Genomic DNA, 24699 nt, shown 5'->3' with positions numbered 1-24699 from the left:
GGGTGTGCATAACCCTGTAGAGGATGAGCGCTTGGGGCTATGCTGAGGCGCATTCCGGGTCGGTCGACGACTGTGATGGGGGAGTTGCGTGTTCCTTGTGCGGGCAATCGGTCATGGTAGGCGCAGTCGTCGTCGGACGGTACTGCCGAGGCTGGCCGGAGCGGCCGTCGCGCTGGTGCTGCTGACGGGATGCCAGGGCGACCCGGATCCGACGGCGGAACCTGACCCTGATCCTCAGCCGTCCTCCTCTTCCTCAGCATCGTCGCCTGCTTCTGCGGCGCCGACAGCGTCCGCTTCTCCTGAACCCTCACCGGCTTCCTCGGCCGGGCCGGCATCGAACATCCCTGTGCCGGTGAAGCCCGCGCTGGCGGACGAGAACTCGGCCGAAGGGCTCGAGGCATTTACCGAGTACTGGTTCGAGCTGTTCTCCTATGGCTACGAGACGAACGACTGGGCACCGTTCGAAGCAGTTACTGACCCGGGGTGCAGGACATGCGATAAGTACGTTGAGATAGTCCAGGGAATTTACAACAAGGGTCAATATATTGAAGGCGGAGAATTTATTCTCGAGGAATTTGTAACAGACTTTGCGATCAATACGCAGGGATCTATACAGGTGTTTGTGACGAATGGGCAATCTGATATCACATTTTATGGAAGCGACGGGATCGAAATTCGGACTGATGCCGCGCCAGAGCCAGTAGTCGATGTGATTTTCGCTGCATTCACTAACGGCAGTTGGATCGTGCTCGATTATGGAAAACCGGAGGGCACCTAATGCGATGTCGCTGTTGCTTCGCAGGGTTTATGCTGTCAGCTGCTCTGTGTCTGATGGGAGGGTGGCTGGCAGTGGCTGACGAGGGAGATCCACCGAGCGCCTTCGTTTCAGAGGGATCTTTTTCGGCGGTATCTAGTAAAAACTCGTCTACGTCCAGCCGCCGTGCAGTACAGCAAGCCGTGCCGAATGCCGGGTTGCCGGTTGCAGCGGAGCCCGCAGCCCTGCCGGTAGATGACGGCATCGAGTACACCTATGAGCGTGCTTGTACGGCTCGTGTGGGTGAGGATCTAGATCCGGCCACCTGTCCGCGGATCGATGCGCGTTGTGCTGCTCAGGAGGGCGGCATCCTGGTGAACTGGATCGCCGTGAACACGAATGTGCAGCCTCCGACACGGACACCGACAGGCCGCTCCTCGTGCATGTACCCAGGGCAGCCGCCTGAGCCACCGATCGAGGGCGGGGTGACGCCGGCGGAAGCACCGATCGTGATCACGCTGGAGGAGTTCCAGAAACAGCCCGTCCTCGCGGCGACGATCCTGTCGCAGCCCTCGAACTTCGGATTGAGGAACGCCCACTCGAACATCTATGCCAAGGCCCAGGACCAGGAATTCGCGTTCGACTTCCAGGACGCGTCGATCGTGCTCAAGGCCCGACCGGTGTCCTACCGATGGGACTACGGCGACGGCTTCAGCACGACGACCTCCACGCCCGGGGGCCCCATCATCGAGAACGCTTTCAACACGCCCACGGCGACGAGCCACCAGTACGCTCAGACCGGGGACTTCCAGGTCACAGTGACCACGTTCTTCGCCGGTGACTATTCGGTCGACGGTGGTCCGTTCCAGCCGGTCGCCGGAGAAGCCGCGGTCGTCTCCGCGCCGCATCTCATGAGTATCTGGCGCACTCGGACCCATCAGGTAAGTCAGGACTGTCTGGAGAACCCGACCGGTATCGGCTGCGAACCACCCACGCGCTGACAGCACCGGAATGTCTGCTGACCTTCTTCCTGGCCGTCTGCTCCGGGCCGTCGGTTCCTGAGCGGATACTCGGTGTGATGCCGTCGCGCCTGGCCCCTGCCCGCCGGTGTGGGCCCGCCGGCCGGTGTCCTCCGTCGCGTCCCCGCCATCCGGTGCCCGCCATCCGGTGCCCGCCATCCGGTGCCCGCCATTCGGTGCCCGCCATTCGGTGCGGACAACTCTTCATCGGCTGCTGCCTGCGGAGTGTTGGGCTCGAGGTGTCACCGGTGCAGTGTGCCTCCGACTTACGGGGCTGCAGGAGCTAGAAGGGTGGTGGGTCGGGTTCGGTGATGTAGGTGCGGCCGGTGGGAGAGGTGGCGGTGAGGGCGCCCGGTGTGCTGTAGCTGCCGGGTGTCTCGGAGGCATCGGGGTTCTGGGTGTAGTGCCAGATGCCTTGCGTCTTGAGCATGTGGTGTTTACGGCAGAGGGAGGCGAGGTTGGTGGCGTCGGTGCGTCCCTGATGGGACCAGGGCACGGTGTGGTCGAGGTCGCAGCGTGAGGCGGGGATAGAGCAGCCGGGGTGGCGGCAGGTCTGGTCGCGGACGCGGAGCCAGCGTTTGAGGTCTGCCGGGACGGCGTAGGAGCTGCGGCCGACGCTGAGGACGGCACCGGTTTCGGGGTGGGTGAGGATGCGGGTGAAGGAAGGGGCGTGGGCGGCGAGGCGGCGGGCGATGTCGGCGGGGATCGGTCCGTACCCTTCGAGGTCGGCGGGGGCGTCGTCGACGCCGAGGAGGGTCAGCACGGGCACGGTGACGTTGACGTGCGCCCCCACCCGGGGCCCGGACGCACCGGCGCAGCACCCGCCACCGCACGTCCCGCCCGCACTGGCCGTGCCCGAGACCGTGGTGCCCGTGCCCGTGGTGCCCGAGACCCTAGTGCCCGAGCCCGTAGTGCCTGAGCCCGTAGTGCCCGAGCCCGTGGTGCCGGCACCGCTGCTGTCCGGGCACCCGGTGCAGCCGGGGCAGGGGAGCGGGTCGGTGAGGAGGAGGTCGGTGAGGATGTCGGTGCGCAGTTGGGTGAGGGTGCGGGGTTCGGTGGGGGTCTGCAGAGAACGGGCGGTGGTGGTGAGGCGGGCGTCGATGGCGGTGGCATCGGCCGCGGGGAGATGGACGTGCAGCCAGGCCATCGCGTCATGATCGGGTTCGAGGTCCACGCGGCGGCGACTGGTGGCGGTCGCAGCGCGTTGGTGGAGGGTGTCGGGGTGCAGCCGGGTGCGCAGGGTCCGGGCCTTGACGGCGAGGCGGCTCGTGGTCGTCTCGGCGGCGAGGGGCAGGAGCTGGTCTTCGAGGAGAGCCGCTGTGGCGTCGGGCAGTCCGGTGTATTCGTGGACCAGCGTGGTCGCGTGGGCCCAGGAGATGGTTCCGGCGCGCAGGGCCGCGAGGGTTCTGGGATGGTGGTTGACCAGCACGGCGGAGTGTTGGACGAAGCGGTGCGCGGTGCGTTCGGGGATTCGGAGCAGGCAGGCCAGTTCGGTCGCGGTCGTGGTGTCGGCGAGGTTCGTACGGCGCCGCCTCGCCCGTTGCTCAGGAGGTTGCTCGCCGGGCTGCCCGCCGGATTGGTAATCGAAGAATTCGTCTTCCAGGAGTTTGTGGAGTTCCTCGGTGGCGGTCGCGAGGTCCGCGTCGATGCGTGCTTTCTCCGCGGCGAGGAACAGGATGCGGGCGTCGATCCGCTCACATTCCGCACGGTACCCCGCAGTCGTCCTCATGCCCCCTATTATCGACCCCACCACCGACACTATAAGGCTGCCGGGAATACCTCCCGTCCACCCGACAGGGACAATTCATCGGTCGAAGGCGCGGTGATTCCAGGAGAGGAAATATGGGCGATCACCGCCGCCGGCCCCTGTAGGACGGGCGCGGCCGGGCGATAGACTGGGCCCATGACTATGCCCGCAGATCCCTTCGCAAACGATCCCCTCGATGCCGGCACAGGCGGCTCCACGGCGACCATCGAACGTGAGGAACTCCGTCAGGAGGTCGAGCCCGGTGACGCAGAGCGCTTCGCGCACTACGTCCGCAAGGAGAAGATCATGGAGTCCGCCTTCACCGGCGAGCCCGTGATCGCACTCTGCGGCAAGGTGTGGACCCCGGGCCGTGACCCGGAGAAGTTCCCCGTCTGCCCCGAGTGCAAGGAGATCTACAACGGTCTTCGCCCGGGGAAGGACAAGCCCGAGGACTGACGGCCGATCAGCACTGCACGCGACATCGCGAGACGGTCCGCGGTGAGCCGACCGCTGGCACGGGCTGGATCGCCAGCAACTTCGGACGACTTGCGACAACCTACCTGGACGAGACCCGACGCGCGGCTTCGCCGACCGCCCTCGGCGCACGTCGAGGAGGCAGGAAGGCGCCGCGTCCGGCTCGGAGAGCTCCGCAGCCGGCCTGCCTGAGTGCTGTCGCCGACCGCGGCCGGCCTCCACGAGCGAACCACGCCACGAGAACAAGGTGACATGAGCAAGACCGCCAGGACGGCAGGGAACAGGACCGCAGGAGTGATGTCGCCCGAGCTGCGACCACTCACCATCGGCATCCTCGCCATCATCACCTGCGCGGCCTTCGAGGCGATGGCCGTCATCACCGCGATGCCGTCCGTGGCCCATGAACTCTCCGGCGAATCGAGCTACGGCCTCGCCTTCTCCATGTACCTGACGGCGTCCCTGCTCGGTACCGTCGTCGCGGGCTCGTGGTGCGACCGCAGGGGTCCACGACCAGCGCTCGCCGTGGGGCTGGGCCTGATGATCCTCGGGCTCCTCGCAGCGGGAGCGGCTCCGGACTTCTGGCTCGTCACGGTGGGCCGCGCGGTGTCCGGTCTGGGCGGGGGCTTCATGATCGTGGCGGTGTACGTCGTCATCGGGCGGTCCTTCCCCCAGAAGGCCCAGCCGGTCGTGTTCGGCTGGCTCGCCGCCGCATGGGTGTTGCCCGCGCTGATCGGTCCCGTGGTCGCGGGATTCGTCACGGAGAACTTCGGGTGGCGCTGGGTGTTCCTCGGCGTCGCCCCCGTGGTGCTCGCCGCCGTCGTGATCGTGTGGCCGAAGACGAGGAAGCTCGGTCCCATGGAGCCGACCGAGGCGGGCCCCGCGAAGAGCCGGGTGCTGCGCGGCGTCGCCCTGGCCGGTGGCGTCCTCGCCGCCCAGTGGGGCGTCGTCCGGCTCGCGGACACGCAGGACCCCGCTGCCGCGACCGTGGCGGGTCTCGTGGTCCTGTCCGTCGCGGGCGTCGTCGTCGCCCTCCTCGTCCTGCCACCCCTCCTGCCCAAGGGCGCGCTCGTCCTCGCCCGCGGGCTGCCGAGCATCATCGCGACGCGCGGCATCGTGAACGTCTCCTTCTTCGGGACCGAGGCGTTCATCCCCCTGATGCTCGTGAATTCGAGGGACATCGACCCGGGTACCGCCGGCCTCACGCTGAGCGCCGGAGCGCTCGGCTGGAGTGCCGGCTCCTTCGTCCAGGCGCGGGTGACCTTCGATCGTCGGTGGCTGCTCGTCGCCGGGTCCTCCATCCTCTCGCTGTCGCTCGGCGGCTTCGCCCTCGCGACGGCCGTGGAAGCACCTCTGTGGGTGCTGGCCGTGGTGTGGGGACTGTCGGGCTTCGCCATGGGGATGACCCTCTCCAGCACCTCCGTGCTGGTGCTGAAACTGTCGGCGCCCAGCGAGCAGGGACGCAACTCGGCCGCGCTGCAGATCTCCGACCAGCTCGGCGGCGTCGCAGGGACCGCCGGCGCCGGCGCCCTCTTCGCGCTCCTGCACGACCCCGCCGACCCGGGGCACGTGCCGACCTTTGTTGCGATCTGGCTGGCTCTGTGGGTGTTCACGGCAGCGGGTATAGTTTCGGGTCTGAGAGGGGCCAGGTCATCCGATGACGGTCCCGGTCTCGCCCCCAGCAAGTCAATGGAAGGTACTGTCCCGGCGTGAGTAATGACACCCTGTTCGGTGCCGGCGCAGCCCTGCCCCCCGCATATCCCGAGCGCGCCGCCTGGGGTACGGCCCCCAAGCTGCGCCAGTGGCAGAGCGAAGCGCTGGAGAAGTATTTCCTCGCATCCCCGACCGATTTCCTCGCCGTGGCCACCCCTGGCGCGGGCAAGACGACCTTCGCCCTCCGGGTGGCGACCGAGCTCGTGGATCGCGGCATCGTCAACCGGATCACGGTCGTCGCCCCGACCGACCACCTCAAGCGCCAATGGGCCGATGCCGCCGCGAAGGTCGGCCTCGCGATCGACCCCAACTTCAAGAACGCGGACGGCCGCCACGGAGGTGCCTTCATCGGCGTCGCCGTGACGTACGCGCAGGTCGCCAGCAAGCCCATGCTGCACCGCGCGAAGACGGAAGCCGCCCGGACCCTCGTGATCCTCGACGAGATCCACCACGGCGGCGACGCGCTCTCCTGGGGCGACGGCATCCGTGAGGCCTTCGAGCCGGCCGCACGGCGGCTCGCGCTCACCGGGACGCCCTTCCGCTCGGACACCGCGGCGATCCCGTTCGTCGAGTACGCCGAGGACCGCGACGGCATCCGCCGCTCGCGCGCCGACTACACCTACGGCTACGGTCAGGCCCTCCGCGACCACGTGGTCCGACCCGTCATGTTCATGGCGTACTCGGGCCAGATGCGCTGGCGGACCAGTGCCGGCGAGGAGATGGCGGCGTCGCTCGGCGAAGCGTCGGTGACCAAGGACATCACCGCCCAGGCGTGGCGGACCGCGCTCAACCCGGCCGGCGAGTGGATCCCGTCGGTCCTCGCCGCCGCCGACAAACGGCTCACCGAGGTGCGGCGCACCGTGCACGACGCCGGCGGACTCGTCATCGCGACGGACCACGACGACGCCCGCGCCTACGCGGGCCAGCTCAAAAGGATCACGGGAGAGTCCCCGACCGTGATCCTCTCCGACGACGCGAAGGCGTCCTCGAAGATCGAGGACTTCTCCGCGGGCGACAAGCGCTGGATGGTGGCCGTGCGCATGGTGTCCGAGGGCGTCGACGTCCCGCGCCTCGCCGTCGGCGTCTACGCCACCTCGACGGCGACCCCGCTGTTCTTCGCGCAGGCCGTCGGCCGGTACGTGCGAGCCCGACGCCGTGGCGAGACGGCGTCGATCTTCCTGCCCTCGGTACCGAACCTCATGGCGCTCGCGAACCAGCTCGAACTCGAACGCGACCATGCCCTCGACCGTCCCGAGAAGGACGACGAGGGATTCGGCCTCGAGGACGCGCTCATGGAGGCCGCCAACCGCGAGGACAAGGCGTCGGACTCCCTGACGAAGCAGAAGTTCGAGGCCCTCGAATCGCAGGCGTCGTTCGACCGCGTCCTGTTCGACGGCGGCGAGTTCGGGACCGGCGGCGAGATGGGCAGCGAGGAGGAACTCGACTTCCTCGGCATCCCCGGGCTGCTCGACGCCGACCAGGTCGGCCAGGTGCTGCGCCAGCGACAGCAGGACCAGCAGTCGCGCCGCAAGACCCGCCATGCGGCGGCTCCCGCCGAACCTCTCGTGGTGGACCACCGGCAGCTCACCGAGCTGCGTGGCCAGCTCGCCAAGAACGTGTCCGCGTGGGCCGCGCGGACGGGCATGCCGCACGGCCAGGTCCATACCGAGCTGCGCCGCCAGTGCGGCGGTCCTGCCGTGGCGCAGGCCAACGAGGACCAGCTCCAGCGCCGCCTGCAGAAGCTGCAGGACTGGTTCATCGGCAAGAAGTAGAGCCCCACGTACGAGGTAAGGCCGGGCTGGTCGAACCAGCCCGGCCTTCGTGCGTCCGGAAGGTCTAGCGGGCCAGCTCGACGCCGGCCGCCTCCAGTTCCTCGAGGGCTTCCTCGGACTTGTCCTCGTGCACGCCGCGGACGAGGTCCGCCCTCACCGTGACGGAGTAGCCGGCCTGGAGCGCATCCAGAGCGGTCGCCCGCACGCAGTAGTCCGTCGTGAGGCCCGCGATCACGACCTCGTCCACGTCGTGGTCCTGCAGCCAGTCGTCGAGGGTCATGGGGTCCTCGTCGCTCCCGGCGGCCCCGCCGAGCTTCTGGTCACCCGTGGGGACTTCGTCGTCGGGCGCCTTGACCCCCTCGAAGCCCGAGTAGGCGGCCTCGAACTGGCCCTTGCGGAAGACCGCGTCGATGCTCTCCGTGTCGAGGTCCCGGTGGAACTCGGCCCCCCTCGTGTCGGCGACGCAGTGCACCGGCCACGAGTCGACGAAGTCGGGTTCCTCGGAGAAGTGCGCCCCCGGATCGATGTGCCAGTCCTGCGTGGCGACGACGTAGTCGTACGACCCTGCCTGTCCGTCGATGTGGTCGCTGATGTCGGCCGCGACCTGCGCACCGCCCTGCACGGCGAGCGAACCGCCCTCGCAGAAGTCGTTCTGCACGTCCACGACGATCAATGCGCGCGTCATGATGCTGCCTCCTCGTACTCGGTGGGGATGACGGGCTCTCCGCGCTGCAGGCGCCGGACGGCCCCCGGCAGCTCGGCGAGGGATCGCATGTGGCGCTCGGCCGCCCGGCGGACGGCCTCCGGGCCGGTCCAGCCGGGCAGCACGTCACCGTCCTTCACGAACGGCTGCACGAGTGGACGGTCGTCGCCGTCGTTGGCCGGGTTGATCCCGATGCCGACGACCTCGGTCTGGGCGATCCCGTGCTCGTCGAGCCTGCGCAGTGCCTGCTTCAGCCCGCCCACCGATGCCTTGTTCTTCGCCGCCTTGGCCACGGAGATGAAGGTGCCCTCGTCGTCCTGCCGGCTCACGAGCTTGTAGACCATGCCCGCGGTCGGGGCCCCGGAGCCCGTGACGAGGGACGTGCCGACACCGTAGGAATCGACCGGGGCGGAGGCGAGGAGCCCGATGGCGAACTCGTCGAGGTCCGAGGTCACCACGATCTTGGTGGTGTGGTTCCCGAGGTCGTCCAGGAGCTGCCGCACCCAGCGGGCCTGGGCGACGAGGTCGCCGGAGTCCAGGCGGACGGCGCCGAGCTCGGGCCCAGCAACCTCCACGGCCGTGCGGACGCCCTGTTCGACGTCGTAGGTGTCCACGAGGAGCGAGGTACCCCGGCCGAGCGCGGCGACCTGCGCCTCGAACGCGGCACGCTCGGAATCGTGCAGGAGCGTGAACGAGTGGGCGGCCGTGCCGACCGTCGGCAGACCGTACCGGCGGCCCGCCTCCAGGTTGGACGTGCTCGAGAAACCACCGATGATCGCGGCGCGGGCGGCGGCGACGGCGGCTTCCTCGTGCGTGCGGCGCGACCCCATCTCGATGCAGGGCCGTCCGGCGGCCGCGCCCGTCATCCGTGACGCGGCGGAGGCGATCGCGCTGTCGTGGTTGAGGATCGAGAGGACGAGCGTCTCGAGGATGCAGGCCTCGGCGAAGGTGGACTCCACGGTCAGGATCGGCGAGTTCGGGAAGTACGCCTCGCCTTCCGCGTACCCCGAGATGGATCCGGTGAACCGGAAACCGGCCAGGAAGTCGAGGGTGGTGTCGTCGACGATCCCGTGGTCGCCGAGGAACGCGAGCTGCGCGTCGTCGAACCGGAAGGTCTCCAGGGCCTCCAGCAGGCGTCCCGTCCCCGCGACGACGCCGTAGCGCCGGCCCGCCGGGAGGCGGCGTGCGAAGGCCTCGAACACCGACCGGCGATGGGCGGCGCCCGAGTGCAGCGAGGCCTGCAGCATCGTGAGCTCGTACTGGTCGGTGAAGAGTGCGCTGTTGGGCAGGTTCACGGCGGGAGGCACCGCGCCGGCAGCGTCGGACGGATCGGTGGTCAGGGCGTTGGTCACCCTCAAAACGATAGCGGGGCGCCCGGGGTGTGAGTACCCGGGCAACGGGCGGGGGTGGAGCGACCTAGAATGAGGGGATGACCGTAGGCTTTGCAACCGGCACCGACACCCTGGAACAGACGCGGACGGCCGAGAAGACCGACCTCGACCAGCCCTGGGTCGTGGTGGTCTGGAACGACCCCGTGAACCTCATGAGCTACGTGAGCTACGTCTTCCAGACGTACTTCGGCTACAGCGAGGCCAAGGCGCGCACCCTGATGCTCGAGGTCCACGAGCAGGGCCGTTCCGCCGTCGTCTCCGGCAGCCGCGAGAAGGTGGAGCAGGACACCGTCGCCCTGCACTCCTACGGACTGTGGGCCACCTTCGAGAAGAGCGGGAGCGAGTAGGCCCGATGGCGAAACCGTTCAAATCGACACGACGCGGCATCACCGGAGCACTGGAACCGGGTGAGGCGCGCCTCCTCGGAGCCCTGTTCGACGACGTCATCTCCATGCTCGAACCCGAGACGGGTCCCAGCGACGACCCGCTGGCCGCCCTCGTAGGCATGTCGGGCGCCGACGCCGAGTCCGCGGCCCCCGACGACTCCGCGGTCCTGCGCCTCCTGCCCGACGCCGTCCGCGGGGACGACGACGAGGCACTCGCCTTCCGTCGCCTGACCGAGCGGTCGCTGCGGGAGCAGAAGATCGGGGCCCTGCGCAGCAGCGCCCTGGTGATCGAGTCGAACCCGATCGCGCTCACGGACGAGCAGGCACGCCTCCTCGCGCAGGCCCTCAACGACGTCCGGCTGGTCCTGGCCGACCGGCTCAGTATCGAGACGGAGGAGGACGCCGAACGGCTCCACGACGTCGCGGACTCCAAGGACGTCGACGACGTCGAGTCCTACCTCGCGCTGGTGTACAACTTCATCACGTGGCTCCAGGAGTCGCTCGTGCAGGCGATGCTGAAGGCGGCCCGGCTGCAGCGCTGACGCCGAAGCGTGGCGGAACCGCACCGGAAAGCTACCGCACATCAGCCGGACGGCGGCATGAACGTGCAGGGCGGGCGACGCGCTGTGACAAAACCCACGGATCGGCGAATAGTTTTCGTGGGCGGCACGCCATATTCTCGGAGGATCATGAGCCCAGAGCCAGCGAACCCCGACCGCAGCGAAGCGCCCATCGGCATCTTCGACTCCGGCGTCGGGGGACTGACCGTCGCACGAGCCGTCATCGACCAGCTCCCGCACGAGTCCATCATGTACGTCGGCGACACGGCGAACGGTCCCTACGGTCCGCTCCCGATCGCCCGGGTCCGCGCCCACGCGCTGGGCGTGATGGACGAGCTCGTCGACTCCGGCGTGAAACTCCTGGTGATCGCCTGCAACTCCGCGTCCGCGGCCGTGCTCCGCGACGCGCGGGAGCGGTACACCGCCCGCTACGGCATCCCCGTGATCGAGGTCATCCAGCCCGCCGTGCGCCGTGCCGTGGCGTCCACCCGGTCGGGCCGGATCGGCGTCATCGGCACGAGTGCGACCGTCGGGTCCCGCGCCTACGACGACACCTTCGCCGCCGCGCCGCACCTCGACGTCACGTCCGTGGCGTGCCCGGCCTTCGTCGAGTTCGTGGAAGCCGGCATCACGGGCGGCCCGGCGCTGCTGAGGACGGCCGAGGAGTACCTCGCGCCCCTCAAGGACGCGGATGTCGACACGCTCGTGCTCGGCTGCACCCACTACCCGTTGCTGACGGGCGTCATCTCCTACGTCATGGGCGACGCCGTGACCCTCGTCTCCAGTGCGGAGGAGACCGCCAAGGACGTGTACCGGGCCCTCGTCTCCCACGACCTCGAGCGGACCGGAACGTCGCCCGCGGTGCACCGCTTCATCGCCACGGGCGACGCCGCGGGGTTCGAGGTGCTCGCGCGCCGCTTCCTGGGGCCCGAGGTGCTCAGCGTCCAGCACGTCGACCACGTCGCCGCCCAGTACCCGACCGGCAGCCTCGCGCGGATCACGCCCGAGATGATCGCCGCCGGGTTCCCGCCGGTATGAAACTCACCATCGTCGGCTGCAGCGGATCCTTCCCCGGCCCCCAGTCCCCGGCGTCCTGCTACCTGCTGAGTGCCGAGTGGGAGGGGCGCACGTGGCGCATCCTCCTCGACCTGGGCAACGGCTCCCTCGGAGCCCTCCAGCGGTACATGGACCTGCGCGAGATCGACGGCGTGTTCCTGTCCCACCTGCACCCCGACCACTGCATGGACCTCTGCGGTCTCCACGTCGCCGTCCACTGGGACCCCTCGGGCTGGGGGCTGCCCCGCATCCCCGTCTGGGGTCCGGCGGCGACGGCGGACCGGATGGCCAGTGCCTACGGCCTCGACCCCGATCCCGGGATGCACGAGGACTTCGACTTCCGCTCGTGGGAGGACCGTGCGGCGGTGGCGGTGGGTCCCTTCACCATCACCCCCTACCGGGTCCTGCACCCCATCGAGGAGGCCTACGCGCTGCGGGTCGAGGTGACCGAGGCGGACGCCCAGGGTACCCGCCGCCCGCACGTCCTCGCCTACTCGGGGGACACCGACGCCTGCGAGGGACTGGTGGACGCGGCTCGGGACGCCGACGTCTTCCTGTGCGAGGCCGCCTTCCACGAGGGGCGGGACGACGCCATCACCGGCGTGCACCTCACGGGCAAGCGTGCGGGCGACGTGGCGACCCGCGCGTCCGCCAAGCGGCTGCTGCTGACCCACCTCCCCGTCTGGAACGACGCCAGCGTCGCCGTGAGCGAAGCCAAGGAGAGCTACGGGGGCCATCTCGCCGTCGCCGTCGCCGGCGTCTCCTACACGGTGTGACGCACTCCCCGGCAGGCCCCGCACCGGCCGGCCGTACCGGATCGCGGGCCGCCCGCCTGCGCGTCCGCGTCTAGACTGGAAATCATGACCTCCGCGAACTCCACGCCCGTGCCGCCCTCCGCCAGTACCCGGCCTCCCGTGCTGCGCGCGGACGGCAGGACGCCCGACCAGCTGCGCAACATCAGCATCACGCGCGGCTGGTCCACGCAGGCCGAGGGGTCGGCGCTCATCGAATTCGGGAACACGCGGGTCCTCTGCACGGCGAGCCTGACCAGCGGCGTCCCCCGCTGGCTCAAGGGGGAGGGCAAGGGCTGGGTGACCGCCGAGTACGCCATGCTCCCGCGCGCCACGAACACCCGCTCGGACCGCGAATCCGTCAAGGGCAGGATCGGCGGCAGGACCCACGAGATCTCGCGACTGATCGGCCGCTCGCTGCGTTCCATCATCGACACGAAGGCGCTGGGGGAGAACACGATCGTCCTCGACTGCGACGTCCTGCAGGCCGACGGCGGGACGCGGACCGCCGCGATCACCGGCGCGTACGTCGCCCTCGCCGACGCCATCCGGTACGCCAAGGACAAGAAGCTCATCCCCGCCTCGGCATCCCCCCTCACCGACACGGTGGCCGCCATCAGCGTCGGCATCATCGACGGCGTCCCCATGCTCGACCTGCCCTACGTCGAGGACGTCCGCGCTGAGACGGACATGAACGTCGTGGTCACCGGCTCGGGCAAGTTCGTCGAGGTGCAGGGCACGGCGGAGGGCGCGCCGTTCGACCGCGCGGAGCTCGACGCCCTGCTGGACCTCGCCCTCCTCGGCACCGCGCAGCTCGCACAGATCCAGATCGACACCCTCCGGGACTCCCAGGGTGTCTGACGCGCCGCAGCCCCGGCTCGTCCTCGCCACCCGCAACGCCGGGAAGCTGAGGGAGCTGCGCGAGCTGCTGCGCGGGCAGGTGCCCGGCCTCGACGTCGACACGCAGGTCGTCGACGCCGAGACGGCGGGGGCACCGGACGTGGTGGAGAGTGGCGTGACCTTCGAGGAGAACGCACTGCTCAAGGCGGAGCAGGTGGCCCGGGCCACCGGCCTGCTCGCCGTGGCCGACGACTCGGGCCTCGCCGTCGACGTCCTCGGCGGCGCCCCGGGGATCTTCTCGGCACGCTGGGCGGGGCGGCACGGTGACGACGCCGCGAACCTCGAGCTCCTCCTGGCACAGCTCTCCGACATCCCGCACGAGCGGCGGGGCGCGGCCTTCGTCTGTGCCGCGGCCCTCGCACACCCTCCCGGAGCGTCGGCCGGCAGCTCCACCGAGCGGGGCGAACTGCGGGGGTCGCTGCTGACAGCCCCGCGCGGCACGGGTGGGTTCGGCTACGATCCCATCCTCGTTCCCGAGGGACTGGACCGGAGTTGCGCCGAGCTCGCACCGGGCGAGAAGAACGCCATCAGCCACCGGGGCATCGCGTTCAGGGCGTTGCTGCCGCACCTCGTCGAAGCACTACGCTGAGCGCCCGGCTGCCCTGCCCACCGCGGAGCACCCAGATGAGCACCACCAGCCCGGACGGCACGTACGCCGCCCGCCAGGACGGACCAGTAGAGGGACGGAAATCACCGTGAGCATCAATCAGACAGTCCAGGCCGCCCAGGCCATTCACGTCCCGACGGCGACCACGTCGTCGGACGGTTCGGCCCTCGGCGCCGTCACCGACTGGGCCGTGAACCTCATGGAGACCATCGGTGCCCCCGGGGCGGGGCTGGCGATCGCGCTGGAGAACCTCTTCCCGCCCCTGCCGAGCGAGGTCATCCTGCCGCTGGCCGGCTTCACCGCGAGCCGCGGGAACTTCTCGCTGTTCGAGGCGATCCTCTGGACCACCCTCGGCTCCGTGGTCGGCGCGTACGCGCTCTACGCGCTCGGGGCCTGGCTGGGACGCGACCGCATGCGGCGGCTCGTGTCCAAGGTCCCGCTCATCGACCTCGAGGACGTGGACCGGGTGGAGGCGTGGTTCGAACGGCACGGATACCGGGCGGTCTTCTTCGGGAGGATGATCCCGCTCTTCCGGAGCCTCGTCTCGATCCCCGCCGGGATCGAGCGCATGCCGTTGGGCAAGTTCTTGCTGCTCACCACGGCCGGCAGCCTCATCTGGAACACGATCTTCGTGATGGCAGGGTTCTACCTGGGGGAGAACTGGCACATCGTCGAGCAGTACGCGAACACCTTCCAGAAGATCGTGATCGTCGCCGTCGTGCTGTTCGCCGTCTACTTCGTCGTCACCAAGGTGCGCAAGCACCGGGCGGCGAAGCGGGCCCGGTGACCCCGCGAGCGGCGACGGCGGACGGCGGCACCGACCCGCTGGTCCGCGTGTGGCCGCTGTTCGGGCTCGTCATCACGACGCCCCGCCTCGTCCTGACGCCGGTGCGTGACGAGCACCTGCCGGAGCTCGTCGACGCCGTCCTCGACGGGATCCACGATCCCGCCGAGATGCCGTTCAGCTTCCCGTGGACCGATGCGCCGCGCGACGTCCTCATCCCCGAGACGGCGCGGCACCAGTGGAAGACCCGGGCCGGCGTCGGCCCCGACGACTGGACGATCAACTTCGCCGTGCTGCACCGGGGCCGGGTGATCGGCGTCCAGGACCTCATGGCACGGCGGTTCCCGCTCCTGCGCCGCGTCGGATCGGGCTCCTGGCTCACGCGTTCGGTGCAGGGACAGGGCCTCGGCACCGAGATGCGGGCCGCCGTGCTGCAGTGCGCGTTCGACCACCTCGGCGCGACGTCCGCCGTATCGGAGGCGGCCGACTGGAACCGGGCGTCGCTCGGCGTGTCCCGGCGCCTGGGGTACTCCCTCAACGGGACCGCGCTCGTCGAGGCCCGCCGGGGTGAGGTGCAGACGCAGCAGAACCTGCTGCTCGCCAGGGAGGACTTCCGCCGGCCCGACTGGACGGCCGAGGTCCGGGGCGTGGAGGCGGTGCTCGACTTCCTCCTTCCCGGCCGGGGTCCCGGGTGGGCGTCAGGCCCGAGTCCCGTACCGGCGGGCTGACCCGCGCGGCCGGTCCTCTCCGGGGCTCGTGCGGGACCCGGTTCGTGCGGGACCGGGTTCCCGCCGACCCCGTGCCTGCCTACCCGAGCGCCGTCGGGACCCCGGCGTCCGCCGGCTGTGACAGCATCCGGGACAGGTCCGACGACGCATCGAACAGCCGGGCGTCGATGCCGAGGGCACGGGCGGCCGCGACGTTCGCGGGGGCGTCGTCGATGAAGGTGACCTGGGCCGCGTCGACCGACAGTTCGGCCAGGACCTGCTCGAAGATGGCGGGCGAGGGCTTGACCAGACTCAGGGACGAACTGAAGAAGAGGTGGCGGAAGAGCCGGGTCCACGGTGCGGAGGAGAGCTGCGACACCATGGCCGCCGGCATGTTCGAGAGCAGCGCGAGCTGTTCACCACGGGAATCCAGGTCCTCCAGGACGTCGAGGGTCTCGAGGTTGGGGTGTGACCACTGGTTGCCGTCGAGGACGTCGAGCCACGCGGATCTCACCCGTTCCACGCGCTCGCCGCACACCAGCGACCAGTACTCCTCGGAGGCGAGGGATCCGGCGTCGTAGGCGTAGCGGTGCTGCCAGTAGGCGGAGGTGGACTCCTGCAGGTCCTGCGCCCCGGTCGCCTCCGCGAGCAGGTCCCAGTCCTGGGGCGTGGGGGCCGTAGAGATCACGTTCCCATAGTCGAAGAGGTACCACCTGCGGGAGCTGTCGATACGGGCCATGGTTCAGGGTAGGGCCGTCTGCCCGGGGATGTGCCGCCTCCGCGATGAACGTTGCGTGAACGCCCGGCCCACGGCGGTAAACTGGCGAGGTGGGAATCGCGTTCACGGCCATCGACTTCGAGACGGCGAATGGCTTCCGGGGGTCCCCGTGCGCCGTCGGACTGACCAAGGTCAGGGACGGGCGGATCGTGGAGGAAGCATCCTGGCTGATGCGGCCACCCGTCGGTCACGACTCCTTCGACTCCCGCAACATCGCGATCCACGGCATCACCTCGACGATGGTCGAGGACGCCCCCCGGTTCGGGGACCTGTTCCCGGAGATCGGCGGCTTCATCGGCCCGGACGTGCTGGTCGCCCACAACGCGGCCTTCGACCTCGGCGTCATCCGCTCCGCGCTCGAGGTGTCCGCCCTGGCCGGACCGGCCTGGGACTACGCCTGCACCGTCGTGCTGTCGCGCAGGAGCTACTCGCTGCCCTCCTACTCCCTGCCGTTCGTCGCGGAGGCCGCCGGCGTCCCGCTGGTCAACCACCACGACGCCGTCGAGGACGCCCGCGCGTGCGCCGGCATCATGATCGACATCGCCCGCCGGTACGGCGCCGCCACCGTCGAGGACGTATTGGGCCACCACAACCTGCCGCTGTCGCGGGCCGAGCCGTACGCGCCGGGCATCGACGAGCTGTCGAAGGCCACGCGGACGGCGCTCGAACGCGGGACGTCCGCCGGGGGCTGGGCGGGCTGGCCGGAGGAGGGCGGGAACCCGCACGCGAATGCCCAGGCCGACCCGCGGCACCCGCTCTACGGACAGACGGTCGTCTTCACCGGGAACCTCGGCATCCCGCGTCCGCAGGCCAAGGAGCGCGCGGCGCGGCTGGGGGCCCAGCCCGCGAGTTCCGTCACACGCAGGACGACCGTGCTGGTGGTCGGCGACGGCTTCGTCGCCTCGGACCTGCGCAACGGGCGCGTGACCGGCAAGGCGCGCCGCGTGCTCGAACTGCACGAGCGGGGCCAGGCCATCGAGGTCCTGTCGGAGGCCGAGTTCCTGCAGATGACGGGCGGGCGGTGGCCGGCCGCCAGCCAGTAGGCACCGAGCCCCTCAGAAGCGCAGGTCGATCCCCGTGAGCTTCGCGGAGAGGTCGATGAGCCGCGAGGCGGCATTGCTCTCGCGGGCACGGGGCTCCGCGGGGACGAGGCCGGGCCGCCCCTTGAGCTGGAACCAGCCGTCGGGGCCGCAGTAGGCGCCGTTCGGGATCCCGGCGTCGACCGTGGCCCGCACGAGCGGCCACGCGCCGTCGTCCTTCCCCTGCGCGACCGGCTTCATCAGGCGACGCCTCCACCCGGCGGCGGGTCTGTGGGCCTCGACGCCGGGCCGGGGCGGCGTGAGCATGCCGAGGGCGAACCCCGGATGGGCCACGACGCTCGTCGCGGGACTGCCCGTCAGGTGGAGGCGGCGCGCCAGTTCGAAGCCGAACGCCATGACGGCCAGCTTCGACGTCGCGTACGCGCTCGCATTCCGGTACGACGACGGCTGGAGGGACGACGGCGTCAGGCGCGCCCAGCGGTGGCTGATGCTCCCCAGGTGGACGATCCGGGTGCCTGCGGAGGAGAGCACCGGGAGGAGCGAGGCGATCAGGGCGTAATGGCCGAGGTGATTGGTGCCGAACTGGAGTTCGAAGCCGTCCGCCGTCGTGCGGCGTTCCGCCGAACCGACCACGCCCGCGTTCGCGAGCAGTCCGGCGAGCGGCGGGCCCGCCGCGATGGCCGCGGCGGCGTCCCGTACCGACGACAGGTCGGCCAGGTCCAGAGGCTGGAACGAGACATCGGCGTCCGGGTGCCGATCGCGGATGGCGTCCATCGCCCGGCCCGCCCTGTCGCCGTTCCGCGAGGCGAGGACCACGCTGGCGCCGGCGCCCGCCAGTTGCTCGCAGGCGAAGTAGCCGAGGCCCGCGTTGCCGCCCGTGACGAGGATGCGTCGGCCGGGCAGCCGGGGGAGCGCCGCGGGGTCCCACCCGGGCGCGGCCCGGAGGCGTCCGTCGGGCCTACCTTCCCCCGCGCGCATCGCCTCAGGAACCGGTGGTCGCGGTGAGCAGGGTGTGCGCCATCGTCCTGACGACCGCCGGCATCCCGGGAGCGTCGAGGTAGCCGGCGGGAAGGGCCTGCGTGCCGTGGAGCGCGCCCATGATCGCGCCCGCCAGGGACGCCGCGACCACCGGCGAGGCATCCGGCCTGCCCGCTGCCGCCGCATGGGCCAGCGCCGCCGCCAGCTGTCCGCGCGGCGCCGGCGATCCGGCCGCCCCCTCGAGGACCGCCTGCAGCGCCGCCTCGAACGTCCCGGCCGCCGTCGTCCCCCCCGCCGCGGTCCCGCGGTCCGCGCCGTCGCCCGGGCTCCCGTCGGCCGGTCCGGCGCCGGGGGCCAGGTGATGCTCCTCCGCCCGGACGGCCCCGACCGCCTCCTGGAGACCGACGCCCTCGATGACCAGCGACCGGATGATGCCGCTGAAGAGGGCGGCGGAGCCCCGTGCCGCGGCGGAGCCATGGGTGAGCGCCGCGCCGTCGACCGTCAGCCGCTCGACCATGCTCGCGGGGATGCGCGGCACCAGGCCGAAGGGGGCGGAACGCATCAGCGCCCCCGGGCCCTGCGCCTGCAGATTGAGCGGACGCGCCCTCGTCCCCATCTCGCCCGTGAGGAGCGCCCGCACGGTGTCGGGATCGGCGTCATGGACGGGCAGCAGGTCCTCCTGGCGGTCCAGCCACCGCGCGGGCGGCGCTGGAGCGCCCACCGGGAGGCGCTCGCCCTGCCGCTCCAGCCAGCGCAGGTAGGCGAGCCACAGGCAGGCCGTCTCGTCCGCGGCGACGCCGTCGTTGGCCCACTCCAGCGCGTCGATCAGGCCGTCCACGGTGTACAGCGTGAGCTGCGTCGCGTCCGAGACGACCTGCGCCCCGGGGTCGTCGAGGGCGGCGTCCGGATCGTCCCCCACCGCGGACAGGACGCCGTACGCGTCGCCGGCCATCGTGCCGAGGAGGCACCCGAGGACGCGGTCCTCGTAGCCGATCGGGTCGTCCCCGGCGGCGGTCGTGGTCGCGGCGGCGGTGGAGGCGTCTTCGGAGCTCTGGGTCGTCACCGTCCCAGTCTAGGGAGCGTGCCCGGGCGGGGCCGCGCACCTGCTCCCAGCCGCCATGCAGACTAGGATGGAAGGCTTGTCGGCGGCCCGGGCACCGGGCAGCTCCCTGCAGGCACGATCAAAGGATCCCGCTCCCATGTCCCATCCCACGACGCCGGCCGGAGCGACGGCGGACGCCGCGTCCACCCCCGCCGTGTCCTCCACCGGCAGGCCCTCCACCGGCGTGTCCTCCACCGATGGGTCCGACGACCCGGTACGGGCCCCCGGCCTGGCCGCCCGCTCCATCGCCGAGGGGGCCGGTTCGTTCCTCGTCCTCCTCGCCGGACTCGGCGCGACCATGCTGGCGACGGAGACCGCGCTCCAGCCCACGCTCGTGTTCGGCTTCGCCGTCGTCGCGGCGATGATCGCCTTCGGGTACGTCTCGGGCGGACACTTCAATCCCGCCGTCACCATCGCCTCGGCAGTGGCGGGCCGCACCGACTGGAAGTCCGTCGCCCCGTACGTCGTGGCTCAGGTACTCGGCGCCGTCGCGGCGTCCGGGCTCATCTGGCTCGTGCTCAGCGCCAACGCACAACTCAGTGACATCAGCGGATTCTTCAGCTCGGCCTCCAACGGCTTCGACGAGCACTCGGCCGCCCAGTTCCCCCTGACCAGCGCCTTCCTGCTCGAGGTGGTGGCCACGGCACTCCTCGTGGCGGTCTTCCTCGGAGCCGGTTCCCGGCGCGCCCGGCGCGACCTCGCCCCGTTCGCCGTCGGCCTGACCTACGCGGGACTGCTCTCGTTCCTCCTGCCGGTCACGAACGGCGGCATCAACCCCGTCCGCGCCACCGCCTCGGCCGTCTTCGCCGAGTCCTGGGCGCTCGAGCAGCTGTGGCTGTTCTGGGCCGCCCCGATCGTCGGCGGCCTGATCGCGGGACTGATCTACCGCAGCATCGACTCCGCGAGCGGCTCCACCGGCGTCCGGGACGCCGGGGGTGCCCCGGTCGCGGCGGCACCGACCACCCAGCACGCCCCGGTCGCGGCGGCACCGACCACCCAGCACGCCCCGGTCGGCGGGGACCACCCCGCGCAGCGCAGGGACGGGCCGGACGGCGACGCGGCGTCGTTCTTCGACACCCCGAGGCACGACCGCCCGCAGGGGCGGTCCAGCGAGGACGGCCCGGGGACGACGGGGCCGGTCCGGTAGGGACGTCGCGAAGCCCGCCGCGCGCGGATGCCGACAATGTCGGCGTGCGGCGGTAGCGTGAAAATCATGAGGATCCTCCACACGTCCGACTGGCACCTGGGCCGTTCCTTCCACGGCACGGGGACCCTCGACGCCCAGCGGATCTTCCTCGACAGCCTCGAGAAGACGGTCCGCGAGGAGGCCGTCGACGTCGTCCTCGTCGCCGGGGACGTCTACGACCGCGCACTGCCCGCCGTCGACGTCGTCGCGCTCCTCGACGAGGCACTGGACCGCCTGACCGTCGCCGGCGCGCAGGTGGTCCTCAGCAGCGGGAACCACGACTCGGCGACCCGGCTGGGCTTCGGCGGGCGCCTGTTCTCCCGTGGGGGAGTGCACCTCCGCACGCGCGTCGAGGACATCGCGGTCCCGGTGACGTGGCCGCTCGGCGAGGACGCCGAACTCGCCGTCTACGGCATCCCCTACCTCGAACCCCGGGTGGTGGCGGACGGTCTGCAGGCGGATGCCGCGACCCACACGGCGGTGACCGGTGCCGCCCTCGACCTCATCCGCGAGGACCTCGCACGGCGGGCGGCCGACCGGCGCGTCGTGTCGGTCGTCATGGCGCACACCTTCGCCGCCGGCGGGGCTCCCACGGACAGCGAACGGGACCTCGCGATCGGCGGACTCGGTGCCGTACCGCTGTCCCTCTTCGACGGCTTCGACTACAGCGCGCTCGGCCACCTCCACGGCCGGCAGAGGCTCTCGGACTCCGTGCGGTACTCGGGCTCGCCCCTCGCCTACTCCTTCTCGGAGGTCGACCAGAACAAGGGGGCATGGCTCCTGGAGGTGGACGCGGACGGGGTGTGCGACGTCCGTGCGGTCGAGTGGCCGGCACCGCGTGACCTCGCGGTCCTCAGCGGCCGGCTCGACGACCTGCTCGGCCGCGCCGACCTCGAGTGGGCGGAGACGGCCTACTGCCACGTCACCCTCACCGATCCCGAACGTCCCGCCCGCGCCATGGAGCGCCTGCGGTCGCGGTTCCCCGACACGCTCGTGCTCGCCTTCGACCCCGAGGGAGGAGCCGGCAGCGACGTCCGCACGTACAGCGAGCGCATCGCCGGCGCGCGGGACGACGCCGACATCTGCTGCGGATTCCTCGAGCACGTGCGCGGCCGGAAGGCCTCCCCGGAGGAGCAGGCGCTCGTCCGGCAGACGGTCGACGCCGCCCTCAGCCTCGCCCATGAACGGTAGGACGCACCCGTGAGACTGCACCACCTCGAGATCCAGGCGTTCGGGCCTTTCGCCGACCGGCAGAGCGTCGACTTCGACGCGCTGTCGGCGCAGGGCCTGTTCCTGCTCAACGGCCCCACCGGCGCGGGGAAGTCGAGCGTGCTCGACGCCGTGTGCTTCGCGCTCTACGGCTCCGTCCCCGGGGCGCGCCAGGCGGCCAAGAGGTTGCGCAGCGATCATGCGGCCGAGAGCGTCGCCCCGGAGGTCTCCCTCGAGTTCTCCGTCGCCGACCGACGCTTCCGGGTCGTCCGGTCGCCGGCCTGGGACCGGCCCTCGCGGCGGGGCGGCGGTACGACGACGGAACAGGCACGCACGCTCCTCAGCGAGCGCATCGGCCCCGACTGGGTGCAGAAATCGGCTCGCAACGACGAGGCCGGGCTCGAGCTGCAGGGGCTCCTCGGCATGGACAAGGAACAGTTCACCAAGGTGGTGATGCTGCCCCAGGGCGAGTTCGCGGCCTTCCTGCGCGCCGATGCCAAGCCGAGGCGGGAACTGCTGCAGAGGCTCTTCTCGACGACGCGCTTCGAGGATCTCGAGCGCCTGTTCGCCGACGAGAGCCAGCGGGTCGGCCGGGAGCTCGCGGAGCAGGAGGGCCGTCAGCGCCACCTCCTCCTCCGGGCGATCGACGAGGCCGAACGCCACGACCTCGGCGCCGGGACCTCGCTCGAAGCGGGAGCGGACTGGACGGCATCCCTGGAGGCCCTGTCGTCAGCCCTGTCGGAGCGCCGCGACCTCGCCGCCCTCGAGAGCCTCGAACTGGCGGAGGCGAGCGCCCTCGCGGACGGCACCCTGGCGGAGATCCGACGACGGCGGAGCCGCTTCGGAGCGCTGGCCCAGCTGAGGGTGCAACGGGCCGAGCACGACGGCCGTGCCGCGGACATCGACCGCCTCATCGCCTCCCTGCGTCGCCATGACCAGGCGCAGGCCCTCGCGGCCCTGCTCGACCTCGACGACGACGGCGCCCATGCCGTCGAACGGGCCCGCTCGCTCCACCGGACGGCCCTCGACGGCCTGCAGGACGACCTCGCCGCCGCCGAGTTCCTCGACCCCGACGTCCTCGGCGCCGACGTCGTCCCGCGGAACGCCCTGGCCGACGCGTGCGCCGCGTCGTCGTCGGCCCTCGGCGTCCTTCGCGCAGCGCTGCCCGACGAGCACCGGCTGCTCGACGTCCGGGCGGCACTGCAGTCCGAGGACGCAGCCCTGGACGGCCTCGACCGGCGGATCGCGGAGACCGTCCAGGCCATCGACCGTCTGCAGCGCACGCGTGCCGCGGACACCGGGAGCCTCGTCCCGCTGCGCCTCGCGGCCGACGGGCTGACGCACCTGCACGCCGATCTCGCCGCGGCGACGGCCGCCGAGGAGATCGTCCGGAAGTACCGTGCAGCGGCCGGGCGTCGCACCGAGGCGGAGGCCGCCCACGAGACGGCGTCGGAGGAATTCCTGCTGAGGAAGACCGAATGGCTCGACACGCTGCAGCTCCGCCTCGAACAGTCCGCCGAGGAACTCGCCGAGCAGCTCAGCGACGGGCAGCCGTGCCCGGTGTGCGGCAGCTGCGAGCACCCGGCACCGGTGACCTCCCCGGGCGGGACCCGGATCACCCTGGAGCAGGAGCAGGCAGCGCGCCGACTGCAGTCCCGGGCCGAGAAGGCCCGCGACGACGCCCGGGAGGTGCGGGACCGGCTGCGCCTCGAGGCGGCCGACCTCGCCGCCCGCGGGGGTGATGCCTCACCGGAGGACGCGGCCGCGGCGACCGGCGCGGCACGCGGAAGGGTCGACGACGCCGAGTCGGCCGCCGCCGAGTGCTCGGCCATCGAGGAGCGCATCCGGACGTCCGTCGCGGAGGAGGACACGGCGGGCAGGCTGCGGGACGGGCTCCGGGCGGAACGGGCGGCCGCCGAATCACGCAGGTCGTCGCTCCTCGATCAGGAGGCCGCCCTGGTGCAGCGGCTCGCCGGTCTGCAGTCCGGGGCGACGTCCCTCGTGGAGCGCATCGGGCAGGTACAGCTGGCCCACGACCGCCTCGAAGCCGTCCGGGACTCGCTCGACGACGTCGCCCGTGCCGCCGCACGCCATGCCGACGACCGGCAGCGCCTCGACGAGGCGCTGCTCGCCACCGCCTTCGCCTCGGCGTCGGAGGCCCGCGCCGCGCTCCTGCCCGGGGACGGCCGTGCGCGGATCGGGCAGGAGGTCAGGGACCACGAGATCCGGGGCCACCGCCTCGACGCCGCCTGGGAGGATCCAGCGGTCCAGGAGACCCTCCTCGAGGAACGGGACGGCGTCGAGCCGCCGTCCGAGGACGACGAGCAGCGTGCCGGCACCGCCGCCGAGGATCTCCGGGTCCGCGCGCACCGGGCCGGGATCCGGGCGGAGGTGCTCGGCCAGTCCGTCGCCCAGCTCGAGACCTACGCCCGGCAGCTCGGGGACCTCGAGCGCGACGTCGCGCCCCTGCGTCACCGGGCGCATCTGGTCGCTGCCGTCGCCGACACCGCACGCGGTGGAGGGGAGAACCTCTACAAGATGTCCCTCGCGACCTACGTCCTCGCATCGAGGCTCGAGCAGGTGGCGGCCGCGGCCACCGAGCGCCTCCTGCAGATGTCCGACGGTCGGTACCAGCTGGTCCACAGCGACGCCACCGCGGGCAACAAGCGATCGGGGCTGGGCCTGAACGTGATCGACGGCTGGACGGGCAACCGGCGGGACACCTCGACCCTCTCGGGCGGCGAGTCCTTCATGGCGTCCCTCGCCCTGGCGCTCGGACTGGCGGACGTCGTGCAGCAGGAGGCGGGTGGGCTCGACATCGAGACCCTCTTCGTCGACGAGGGCTTCGGTTCGCTCGACGACCAGGCGCTCGAGCAGGTCATGGATGCGCTCGAGGGGCTGAGGAGCGGCGGCCGCGTGGTGGGGCTGGTGAGCCACGTGCCCGAACTCAAGCAGCGCGTCAGCGCGCAGCTGCAGGTCGTGAAGGGACGGCAGGGCTCCATCCTGCGCCTCGTGGAGCAGCCGGCGAGCGTGTAAACTCGGGGC

The 24699-nt window shown here is 71.1% G+C and carries 23 protein-coding genes; 17 read left to right on the top strand and 6 right to left on the bottom strand.

Going from position 1 to position 24699, the window contains the following annotated elements:
* Positions 1-88 precede the first annotated feature (88 nt).
* A complete protein-coding gene (locus CXQ97_RS19320; RefSeq protein ID WP_146069546.1) occupies positions 89-778 on the top strand; it encodes a DUF6318 family protein in 690 nt (229 codons plus the stop codon).
* Between the two features lie 71 nt (positions 779-849).
* Positions 850-1755: a PKD domain-containing protein gene (locus CXQ97_RS19725; protein WP_181034933.1), complete on the top strand. Its 906-nt coding sequence runs from the start codon at positions 850-852 to the stop codon at positions 1753-1755.
* Positions 1756-2056: 301 nt separating this feature from the next.
* Here CXQ97_RS19725 and CXQ97_RS20205 read toward each other — a convergent pair whose 3' ends face one another.
* The gene (locus CXQ97_RS20205; protein ID WP_104178986.1) at positions 2057-3502 is read right to left on the bottom strand and encodes an HNH endonuclease signature motif containing protein; all 1446 of its coding nucleotides are present in this window, start codon (positions 3500-3502) and stop codon (positions 2057-2059) included.
* Positions 3503-3676: 174 nt separating this feature from the next.
* Here CXQ97_RS20205 and CXQ97_RS01005 point away from each other — a divergent pair, with 174 nt between their 5' ends.
* The 3 genes from CXQ97_RS01005 (at position 3677) to CXQ97_RS00995 (ending at position 7476) form a co-directional block, all read left to right on the top strand.
* Positions 3677-3976, top strand: a complete 300-nt coding sequence (locus CXQ97_RS01005) for a DUF3039 domain-containing protein (protein WP_104178985.1) — start codon at positions 3677-3679, stop codon at positions 3974-3976.
* 270 nt (positions 3977-4246) lie between these two features.
* A complete protein-coding gene (locus CXQ97_RS01000; RefSeq protein ID WP_104178984.1) occupies positions 4247-5704 on the top strand; it encodes an MFS transporter in 1458 nt (485 codons plus the stop codon).
* Entirely contained in the window at positions 5701-7476 is a 1776-nt protein-coding gene (locus tag CXQ97_RS00995; protein WP_104178983.1) for a DEAD/DEAH box helicase, read from the top strand. Before CXQ97_RS01000 ends, CXQ97_RS00995 begins: the two co-directional genes overlap by 4 nt.
* A 64-nt stretch (positions 7477-7540) precedes the next feature.
* Here the strand turns inward: CXQ97_RS00995 and CXQ97_RS00990 are convergent, their stop codons facing one another.
* Both CXQ97_RS00990 and CXQ97_RS00985 read right to left on the bottom strand, forming a co-directional pair.
* The gene (locus tag CXQ97_RS00990) at positions 7541-8161 is read right to left on the bottom strand and encodes an isochorismatase family protein (protein WP_104178982.1); all 621 of its coding nucleotides are present in this window, start codon (positions 8159-8161) and stop codon (positions 7541-7543) included.
* The gene (locus tag CXQ97_RS00985) at positions 8158-9486 is read right to left on the bottom strand and encodes a nicotinate phosphoribosyltransferase (RefSeq protein ID WP_258062175.1); all 1329 of its coding nucleotides are present in this window, start codon (positions 9484-9486) and stop codon (positions 8158-8160) included. The genes CXQ97_RS00990 and CXQ97_RS00985 overlap by 4 nt, the downstream gene beginning before the upstream one ends.
* A 122-nt stretch (positions 9487-9608) precedes the next feature.
* Between CXQ97_RS00985 and clpS the strand changes: the two genes are divergently transcribed.
* From clpS to CXQ97_RS00945, 8 genes are all read left to right on the top strand, one after another.
* Complete coding sequence (clpS, locus tag CXQ97_RS00980) at positions 9609-9917, top strand: ATP-dependent Clp protease adapter ClpS (RefSeq protein WP_104178980.1); 309 nt, start codon at positions 9609-9611, stop codon at positions 9915-9917.
* 5 nt (positions 9918-9922) lie between these two features.
* On the top strand, positions 9923-10498 hold the full coding sequence (locus tag CXQ97_RS00975; RefSeq protein WP_104178979.1) for a DUF2017 domain-containing protein: 576 nt from the start codon (positions 9923-9925) through the stop codon (positions 10496-10498).
* Positions 10499-10645: 147 nt separating this feature from the next.
* Positions 10646-11554 carry a glutamate racemase gene (murI, locus tag CXQ97_RS00970; protein WP_104178978.1) on the top strand — a complete coding sequence of 303 codons (909 nt, stop codon included), beginning with the start codon at positions 10646-10648 and terminating at the stop codon, positions 11552-11554.
* Positions 11551-12348, top strand: coding sequence for an MBL fold metallo-hydrolase (locus CXQ97_RS00965; protein WP_104178977.1), 798 nt, complete (start codon positions 11551-11553; stop codon positions 12346-12348). Before murI ends, CXQ97_RS00965 begins: the two co-directional genes overlap by 4 nt.
* Before the next feature lie 84 nt (positions 12349-12432).
* Positions 12433-13224 carry a ribonuclease PH gene (gene rph / locus CXQ97_RS00960; protein WP_104178976.1) on the top strand — a complete coding sequence of 264 codons (792 nt, stop codon included), beginning with the start codon at positions 12433-12435 and terminating at the stop codon, positions 13222-13224.
* Positions 13217-13852: an RdgB/HAM1 family non-canonical purine NTP pyrophosphatase gene (gene rdgB, locus CXQ97_RS00955; protein ID WP_104178975.1), complete on the top strand. Its 636-nt coding sequence runs from the start codon at positions 13217-13219 to the stop codon at positions 13850-13852. The genes rph and rdgB overlap by 8 nt, the downstream gene beginning before the upstream one ends.
* A 142-nt stretch (positions 13853-13994) precedes the next feature.
* Positions 13995-14657 (top strand): DedA family protein, encoded by a 663-nt coding sequence (locus tag CXQ97_RS00950; protein WP_258062172.1) that lies wholly within the window; start codon positions 13995-13997, stop codon positions 14655-14657.
* Positions 14654-15382 carry a GNAT family N-acetyltransferase gene (locus tag CXQ97_RS00945; protein WP_258062113.1) on the top strand — a complete coding sequence of 243 codons (729 nt, stop codon included), beginning with the start codon at positions 14654-14656 and terminating at the stop codon, positions 15380-15382. The genes CXQ97_RS00950 and CXQ97_RS00945 overlap by 4 nt, the downstream gene beginning before the upstream one ends.
* A gap of 79 nt (positions 15383-15461) precedes the next feature.
* Here CXQ97_RS00945 and CXQ97_RS00940 read toward each other — a convergent pair whose 3' ends face one another.
* Entirely contained in the window at positions 15462-16049 is a 588-nt protein-coding gene (locus CXQ97_RS00940; protein ID WP_258062112.1) for an HAD-IA family hydrolase, read from the bottom strand.
* A 140-nt stretch (positions 16050-16189) separates the two neighbouring features.
* Between CXQ97_RS00940 and CXQ97_RS00935 the strand changes: the two genes are divergently transcribed.
* Positions 16190-17182, top strand: coding sequence for an exonuclease domain-containing protein (locus CXQ97_RS00935; RefSeq protein WP_104178973.1), 993 nt, complete (start codon positions 16190-16192; stop codon positions 17180-17182).
* 12 nt (positions 17183-17194) lie between these two features.
* Here CXQ97_RS00935 and CXQ97_RS00930 read toward each other — a convergent pair whose 3' ends face one another.
* The gene (locus CXQ97_RS00930) at positions 17195-18157 is read right to left on the bottom strand and encodes an SDR family NAD(P)-dependent oxidoreductase (protein WP_104178972.1); all 963 of its coding nucleotides are present in this window, start codon (positions 18155-18157) and stop codon (positions 17195-17197) included.
* A gap of 4 nt (positions 18158-18161) precedes the next feature.
* Complete coding sequence (locus tag CXQ97_RS00925) at positions 18162-19220, bottom strand: ADP-ribosylglycohydrolase family protein (RefSeq protein WP_104178971.1); 1059 nt, start codon at positions 19218-19220, stop codon at positions 18162-18164.
* A gap of 136 nt (positions 19221-19356) precedes the next feature.
* On the opposite strand from CXQ97_RS00925, the gene CXQ97_RS00920 reads away from it, so the two are divergent.
* From CXQ97_RS00920 to CXQ97_RS00910, 3 genes are all read left to right on the top strand, one after another.
* Positions 19357-20406, top strand: a complete 1050-nt coding sequence (locus CXQ97_RS00920) for an aquaporin (protein WP_104178970.1) — start codon at positions 19357-19359, stop codon at positions 20404-20406.
* A gap of 66 nt (positions 20407-20472) precedes the next feature.
* The gene (locus tag CXQ97_RS00915) at positions 20473-21636 is read left to right on the top strand and encodes an exonuclease SbcCD subunit D (protein WP_104178969.1); all 1164 of its coding nucleotides are present in this window, start codon (positions 20473-20475) and stop codon (positions 21634-21636) included.
* A gap of 9 nt (positions 21637-21645) precedes the next feature.
* Positions 21646-24690: an AAA family ATPase gene (locus CXQ97_RS00910; RefSeq protein WP_104178968.1), complete on the top strand. Its 3045-nt coding sequence runs from the start codon at positions 21646-21648 to the stop codon at positions 24688-24690.
* The last annotated feature ends 9 nt before the right edge of the window (positions 24691-24699 follow it).

It is taken from the genome of Arthrobacter sp. B0490, assembly GCF_002929355.1.
GTDB lineage: Bacteria > Actinomycetota > Actinomycetes > Actinomycetales > Micrococcaceae > Arthrobacter_D.
The sequence above is the reverse complement of the archived record's forward strand: the minus strand, read 5'-3'. Positions and strand labels throughout refer to the sequence as shown.

Coding starts and splice junctions, on each gene's coding strand:
- CXQ97_RS01005 (WP_104178985.1), top strand. CDS start 3,677: ATGACTATGCCCGCAGATCCCTTCGCAAACGATCCCCTCGATGCCGGC.
- clpS (WP_104178980.1), top strand. CDS start 9,609: ATGACCGTAGGCTTTGCAACCGGCACCGACACCCTGGAACAGACGCGG.
- CXQ97_RS01000 (WP_104178984.1), top strand. CDS start 4,247: ATGAGCAAGACCGCCAGGACGGCAGGGAACAGGACCGCAGGAGTGATG.
- CXQ97_RS20205 (WP_104178986.1), bottom strand. CDS start 3,502: ATGAGGACGACTGCGGGGTACCGTGCGGAATGTGAGCGGATCGACGCC.
- CXQ97_RS00915 (WP_104178969.1), top strand. CDS start 20,473: ATGAGGATCCTCCACACGTCCGACTGGCACCTGGGCCGTTCCTTCCAC.
- CXQ97_RS00975 (WP_104178979.1), top strand. CDS start 9,923: ATGGCGAAACCGTTCAAATCGACACGACGCGGCATCACCGGAGCACTG.
- murI (WP_104178978.1), top strand. CDS start 10,646: ATGAGCCCAGAGCCAGCGAACCCCGACCGCAGCGAAGCGCCCATCGGC.
- CXQ97_RS00930 (WP_104178972.1), bottom strand. CDS start 18,157: ATGCGCGCGGGGGAAGGTAGGCCCGACGGACGCCTCCGGGCCGCGCCC.
- CXQ97_RS00920 (WP_104178970.1), top strand. CDS start 19,357: ATGTCCCATCCCACGACGCCGGCCGGAGCGACGGCGGACGCCGCGTCC.
- CXQ97_RS00990 (WP_104178982.1), bottom strand. CDS start 8,161: ATGACGCGCGCATTGATCGTCGTGGACGTGCAGAACGACTTCTGCGAG.
- CXQ97_RS00965 (WP_104178977.1), top strand. CDS start 11,551: ATGAAACTCACCATCGTCGGCTGCAGCGGATCCTTCCCCGGCCCCCAG.
- rph (WP_104178976.1), top strand. CDS start 12,433: ATGACCTCCGCGAACTCCACGCCCGTGCCGCCCTCCGCCAGTACCCGG.